General features: G+C 73.1%; 7 protein-coding genes and 1 riboswitch. Of the genes, 5 read left to right on the top strand and 2 right to left on the bottom strand.

All coding sequences use genetic code 11. The features are described 5' to 3' along the window. Positions 1-354, bottom strand: a 354-nt coding sequence (locus tag FNH05_RS30115) for an alcohol dehydrogenase catalytic domain-containing protein (RefSeq protein WP_186382806.1), incomplete at its 3' end; no start/stop codon positions are given. A 70-nt stretch (positions 355-424) separates the two neighbouring features. Between FNH05_RS30115 and FNH05_RS30110 the strand changes: the two genes are divergently transcribed. Continuing rightward, positions 425-1,525: a GlxA family transcriptional regulator gene (locus FNH05_RS30110; RefSeq protein ID WP_144592238.1), complete on the top strand. Its 1,101-nt coding sequence runs from the start codon at positions 425-427 to the stop codon at positions 1,523-1,525. On the opposite strand, the gene FNH05_RS30105 is transcribed toward FNH05_RS30110, so the two are convergent. Continuing rightward, positions 1,522-1,899, bottom strand: coding sequence for an MFS transporter (locus tag FNH05_RS30105; RefSeq protein WP_144592237.1), 378 nt, complete (start codon positions 1,897-1,899; stop codon positions 1,522-1,524). The genes FNH05_RS30110 and FNH05_RS30105 overlap by 4 nt on opposite strands. A gap of 65 nt (positions 1,900-1,964) precedes the next feature. Between FNH05_RS30105 and FNH05_RS30100 the strand changes: the two genes are divergently transcribed. From FNH05_RS30100 to FNH05_RS30085, 4 genes are all read left to right on the top strand, one after another. Beyond that, complete coding sequence (locus FNH05_RS30100) at positions 1,965-2,654, top strand: ArsR/SmtB family transcription factor (RefSeq protein ID WP_144592236.1); 690 nt, start codon at positions 1,965-1,967, stop codon at positions 2,652-2,654. Next, on the top strand, positions 2,654-2,920 hold the full coding sequence (locus tag FNH05_RS30095; protein WP_144592235.1) for a DUF167 domain-containing protein: 267 nt from the start codon (positions 2,654-2,656) through the stop codon (positions 2,918-2,920). The genes FNH05_RS30100 and FNH05_RS30095 overlap by 1 nt, the downstream gene beginning before the upstream one ends. A 107-nt stretch (positions 2,921-3,027) precedes the next feature. Then, the gene (locus FNH05_RS30090) at positions 3,028-4,506 is read left to right on the top strand and encodes a potassium/proton antiporter (protein WP_144592234.1); all 1,479 of its coding nucleotides are present in this window, start codon (positions 3,028-3,030) and stop codon (positions 4,504-4,506) included. A 63-nt stretch (positions 4,507-4,569) separates the two neighbouring features. Further along, a riboswitch (SAM riboswitch) is annotated at positions 4,570-4,684 on the top strand. Positions 4,685-4,751: 67 nt separating this feature from the next. After that, positions 4,752-5,870, top strand: a 1,119-nt coding sequence (locus FNH05_RS30085; RefSeq protein ID WP_246128018.1) for an aminotransferase class V-fold PLP-dependent enzyme, incomplete at its 3' end; no start/stop codon positions are given.

Raw genomic sequence — 5,870 nt, 5'->3', positions numbered from 1 at the left:
CACGTACTCCGCGTGGGAACCGGCGCCGTAGGGGTAGGGCAGCATGCCGAACACCTCGTCACCGGGCCGGAACAGGGTGACGCCGACGCCGGTCTCCACCACGGTGCCGGAGACGTCCCACCCCAGGGTCATCGGCGGTGGCGGCAGGAAAATGGTGTGAGCGCGGTGTTTGAAGTCCGTGGGGTTGAGTCCGGCCGCGTGCACGGCGACAAGGATCTCTCCCGGGCCGGGCGCGGGCCGTGCAAGCTCGGTCAGCCGCAGGACCTCGGGGCCACCAAGGGCGGTTTGGTGCAGGGCGAGCATCACCGGGGTGCCCGTGGAGCCGGGGTGTTCAGCGGTGTCGGTCGAAGTCATGTCGTCATCCTGGCCGGACGCCCCGGCCCGCGACGATGGCAAGAAGGTCATCTTCCGATACGTTCTTGCCATGCCCCCCGACTCTGCCGTCCGCCACGTTCCCTGCGCCGGCAGCACTCTGCTCGCCCGCGCTGCGTCGTCCCGGGCCCGTGACCTCGCCGACCGCGCGACCGAACTCGACCGCCGGATGCGCCGCCCGCGGCCGGGCGCCCACAAGGTCGTCGTCCTTGTCCTCGACGGCGTCTACCCCTTCGAACTCGGCATCCCGCACCGAGTCCTGGGATCAGCCGGTGGCCGCTACGAGGTGTTGTCCGCGAGCGTGGACGGACAGCCCGTACGCACCGACGCGGACCTGACCGTCACCCCCGGACACGGTCCCGAGGTACTGCCCGAGGCGGACACCCTCGTCATCCCCCCGTACGCGATCTCCCCGGCCTCGGCCGCCGCCCCGGACCCGCGGGCCGTCGCAGCCCTGTCCCGCGTGCGCCCCGGCACCCGTCTGGTGTCCATCTGCACCGGTGCCTTCCTGCTGGCCGCGGCCGGTCTGCTGGACGGGCGGCGGGCCACCACCCACTGGGCGCTGGCCGACTACTTCCGGGAACTGTTCCCGCAGGTCGAACTCGATGCCGGCGTGCTGTTCGTCGACCACGGTGACGTGCTGACCTCGGCCGGGGCGGCGAGCGGGGTCGACGTCTGCCTGCACCTGGTGCGCCAGGACCACGGCGGCGAGGCGGCCAACCAGGTCGCCCGCCAGTGCGTCATGCCGCCGTACCGGGACGGCGGGCAGGCACAGTACATCGAACAGCCCGTGCCGCCGGCGAGCACGACCGGCACCGGGCCGACGCGTGACTGGGCACTGCAGCGCCTCGAAACGCCGCTGTCGCTGGACGAACTGGCCACCCACGCGGCGATGAGCACCCGTACCTTCGCCCGGCGCTTTCGAGAGGAGACCGGCATGAGTCCCGGTCGCTGGCTGACCCAGCACCGGCTGCGGCGGGCACGGCACCTGCTGGAGTCCACCGACCTGCCGGTGGATCGAGTCGCCCACGAGGTCGGCTTCGCCACCGCCACCTCGCTGCGTCGACACCTGGCGGCGGAAGCGGGGGTCGCCCCGTCGACCTACCGGCGCACCTTCCGCGCGTCGGACCCGGCTCCGGGCGCGACCGGCTAAAACCAAGCCCAGCACCCGCAACACCGACCAATCACGACCACAGGACCGCCCATGCCCGCCGTCATCGCCGGGCGCGGGCCGAACCGGGTGACCAGGCTCCCGGCCAGCGGCGAGGTCACCATCACCAGGACCGGCAGCGGCAGCAACTCGACCCCGTCGAGCAGTGCGCTCGTACCGGGCCGGTGCTGGAGCTGGAGGCTGGGCAGCAGGAGGGCGCCGTAGGTCATGCGCAGCGCCACCGCCGCCGACATCGGCAACCGCCCCCGGCGCAGCAGGCCCAGCGGGAGCATCGCCCGCTCGTGGCGTTCGGCGAACAGGAAGGCGGTCCCGGACAGCAGAGCCAGCCCGGAGAGCAGGGTGAGGCGTTCGCGCATGCGCCGGAAGCTACAAGCGCACCGTGTCGGCGACGGCCGAAACGAGGCTGCCCTACGGTAAGGGCATGAACACCCTCGCACTGGCCGAGGTCGCCGCCGTGCTCGCCGACCAGAGCAGGGCCACGATGTGCCTGGCCCTGCTCGACGGCCGCGCCTGGACCGTGGGGGAGCTGGCCACGGCGGCCGGGATCAGCCCGTCCACGGCGAGCGAGCACGTCACGCGGTTGCGGGATGCCGGTTTCGTCACGGGGGCGCGGCAGGGACGGCACAGCTACGTGCGGATCACCGACCCGCGGGTGGCCGAGCTCATCGAGCAGCTGGCGCAGCACGCCGAACGAAGGCCGGTGCGCGGCCTGCGCGAGTCGGTGCGCGCGCGCAGGCTGTCGTTCGCGCGCACCTGCTACGACCATCTCGCCGGCATCCTGGGGGTGGCCGTCCGCGACGGCATGCTGCGTACCGGGCTGGTCGATCTCGCTTCCGGGCTGACGGTGACCGAGCAGGGCCGCGCGGTGCTGGCGGAGCTGGGTGTGCCGGTGCCCGCGCCCCGGGACCGGCCGCTGCTGCGGGAGTGTCTGGATTGGACAGAGCGCCGTGAGCACTTCGGCGGTGCGCTGGGAGCGGCGCTGCTCGGCCACGCCGTGGCCGAGGGCTGGCTGGACCGGAAACCGCACCGCGCGATCCTCCTCCGCCGGACCGAGCCGTTCGCCCGCCTCGGCGTCGCGGAAACGGTGCTCACCGGGGCGGTGGCGGCCTGATGCGCTTCACGATCCGCGTGAAACCCGGTGCGAAACGGGATGCGGTCGGCGGGGAACACGGCGGCGCGCTGATCGTGTCGGTGAAGGCACCCGCGGTGGAGGGCAAGGCCAACGAGGCGGTGTGCAAGGTGCTGGCCAAGGCCTTGGGTGTGCGCAGCCGCGACATCGTGGTGGTACGCGGTGAACGCGCCCGCGAGAAGCTGATCGAACTGGCCGACGCGCCGCCCGGACTGGGTGAGCTGCTGGATTCCCTTCGCCGCGCCTGACCACTTCGGACGGCCGGTGGCGGTTTTTCCGGTGCGCCCGGGCCGAATCCGGGACGTATTGCCGAACCCTTATGATTGAAGGGAGGCGGGTCGGCAGGGGAGGTGCGGTGGCGGAACTTCCGGTCGTGCTGGGGCTGGGCGCGGCCGTGTTGCTGGCCTCCGTGCTCGCGGTCCGGCTCTCCACCCGGGTCGGTCTTCCCTCGCTGCTGCTCTACCTGCTGCTCGGGGTGCTGCTCGGCAAGGCCGGTTTCGGTATCCAGCTCACCGATCCCACGCTGACCCAGTCGCTCGGACTCGCCGCACTGGTGCTGATCCTCACCGAAGGCGGCCTGACCACACGCTGGTCGTCGGTCAAACCCGCGCTGGCACAGGGAATCGTTCTGTCCACTGTGGCCGTCGGGTTGAGCGTGGCGATCACCGGGGCGGCGCTGCACTGGCTGCTGGGCCTGGACTGGCGCATGGCTCTGCTGTGGGGTGCCGTGCTCGCCTCCACCGACTCGGCCGCGGTGTTCTCGGTGCTGCGCACGCTCGGCATCCGGCGGCGGCTGGTGGGGGCGCTGGAGATCGAGTCCGGCCTCAACGACGCCCCGGCCTACATCGCCGTGGTCGTGCTCGCCGAGGGCTCGCGGCTGGACTGGACGCTGCCCCTGCTGGTGGTCTACGAACTACTCGCCGGTCTCGCGGTCGGGGCGGCGCTGGGCTGGCTGGGGGCGTGGGCCCTGCGGCGCGCCGCGCTGCCCGCCACCGGTCTCTATCCACTCGCGACGGTCGCGATGTGCGTGGTCGCCTACGCCTGCGGCCAGTTCGCCCACGCGTCGGGACTGCTCGCCACCTACGTCGCCGCGCTGATCCTGGGCAACGCCCGCCTGCCGCACCGTTCCGACACGGTGTCCTTCGCCGAGGGCATGGGCTGGCTCGCGCAGATCGGGCTGTTCGTGCTGCTCGGCCTGTTCGCCACCCCGGAACGCCTGCTGTCCGCGGTGGTGCCGGGCCTGGTGGCGGGCGCGGTGGTGCTGCTGCTCGCCCGGCCGCTGTCGGTGCTGGTGTCGCAACTGCCGTTCCGCGTTCCCTGGCGGGAGCAGGTGTTCCTGTCCTGGGCGGGACTGCGCGGGGCGGTGCCCATCGTGCTCGCGATGATCCCGCTCGCCCTCGGCCTGCCGGACGCGCAGCGGCTGGTGGACGCGGTGTTCGTGCTGGTCGTCGTGCTCACCCTGGTGCAGGGCACGACGCTGAGCAGGCTGGCCGGGGTGCTCGGCCTGTCCGCCGAGACCGAGCCGAAGGAGATCGAGGTGGACTCCGCGGCGCTGGACGAGCTCCAGGCGGCGCTGCTGCAGGTCCGCATCCAGCGCGGATCCCGGCTGCACGGCGTCTACCTCACCGAGCTGCGCCTGCCCGCGGGGGCGTCGCTGAGCCTGATCGTGCGTGACGGGAAGAGCTTCACCCCGCAGCGGACCACCCGGCTGCAGGAGGGCGACCAATTGCTGGTGGTGGCCACCGAATCGGCGCTCGAAACCGCCGAGCGGCGGCTGCGCGCGGTGGACCGGGCGGGCCCGCTGGCGCGCTGGCGCGGCGAATCGGGCCGGTGACCGCCGTCCCACCATCCGGTCGCCGGTCGCCTCGTCCCGGCGCGTTCGGCTAGGCTGCCCACAGGTCATGAGTGCCAGCGCGAAGCCCCGGCTCGCTGGCCGGCAACCCTCCTACCGCGGTGGGGTGCCCCGGGTGAGGACCTGGTCCGCCGCGCGGTGCGGCGGGCAAGCGCGGACCCCCCGGGTCCCTGGGTCGTCCAGGAGACGTCGTGACGCTCACCGTCGGCAACATCACCGACAGCACCATCGGCAGCACCGAAACCCCTGTCCCGCAGGACATCCCGGCCGTGCTGGGCACCCGCGTCCCGCTGGTGACCGGGGGAGAGACCGCCTACGCCAATCTCGACCACGCGGCCAGCGCGCCGTGCCTGGCCGCGGTCCGCGACGCCGTGGACGCCTTCCTGCCCTGGTACGCCAGTGCCCACCGCGGCGCCGGTTTCGCCTCGCAAGTGTCCACAAGGGTCTACGAGCGGGCGCGGGAGGTGCTGCGGAAGTTCACCGGCGCGCGCGACCGGGACACCGTGATCTTCACTCGCAACACCACCGACGCCCTGAACCTGTTGGCGCGCGCCCTGCCCCGGCACACCTCGGTGGTGTTGTTCGACACCGAGCACCATGCGGCGCTGCTGCCGTGGCGCGGCCCGAACGTGGTCCGCATCCCGGCGCCGCGCACCCGGCTCGCGGCCGTCGCCGCGGTGGAGCGGGCGCTGGCGGCCTGCCCGGCCGGGCCCCGGCTGGTGGTGCTGACCGGCGCGTCGAACGTCACGGGGGAAACCCTGCCGGTGGCCGAGATCGCCGCGGTCGCCCGGCGGCACGGCGCCCGCACCGCGCTGGACGCGGCGCAACTCGCCCCGCACCGCCCGGTCTCGCTGACCGGCCTCGATGTCGACTACGTGGTGCTGTCGGGCCACAAGCTGTACGCGCCGTTCGGGGCGGGCGCGCTGATCGGCCGCGCCGACTGGCTGCGCGCCGCCACGCCGTATCTGGCCGGTGGTGGCGCCACCAAGGCCGTCACCCGGCACGAGACCGGGGTCGGCGTCACCTGGCACTCCGGCCCGGAACGGCACGAGGCCGGTTCACCCAACATCGTCGGCGTCCATGCCCTCGCGGTCGCCTGCGAGCAGCTCGGGGCGCACTGGGACGCGCTGGCGGCGCACGAGCACGCGCTGCTGGCGCGCCTGCGGGCCGGGCTGGCCGCCGTGCCGGGGCTGGCCGAACTGCGGCTGTTCGACGACGAGGGTGACCGGACCGGCACCGTGAGTTTCACCCTCGACGGCTTCGAACCGGGCTGGCTGTCGGCGGTGCTGTCGGCCGAATACGGCATCGGCGTGCGGGACGGCGCGTTCTGCGCGCACATCGCCACC

The sequence above is a fragment of the Amycolatopsis rhizosphaerae genome (assembly GCF_007713715.1).
GTDB classification, from domain to species: domain Bacteria; phylum Actinomycetota; class Actinomycetes; order Mycobacteriales; family Pseudonocardiaceae; genus Amycolatopsis_E; species Amycolatopsis_E rhizosphaerae.
The sequence above is the reverse complement of the archived record's forward strand: the minus strand, read 5'-3'. Positions and strand labels throughout refer to the sequence as shown.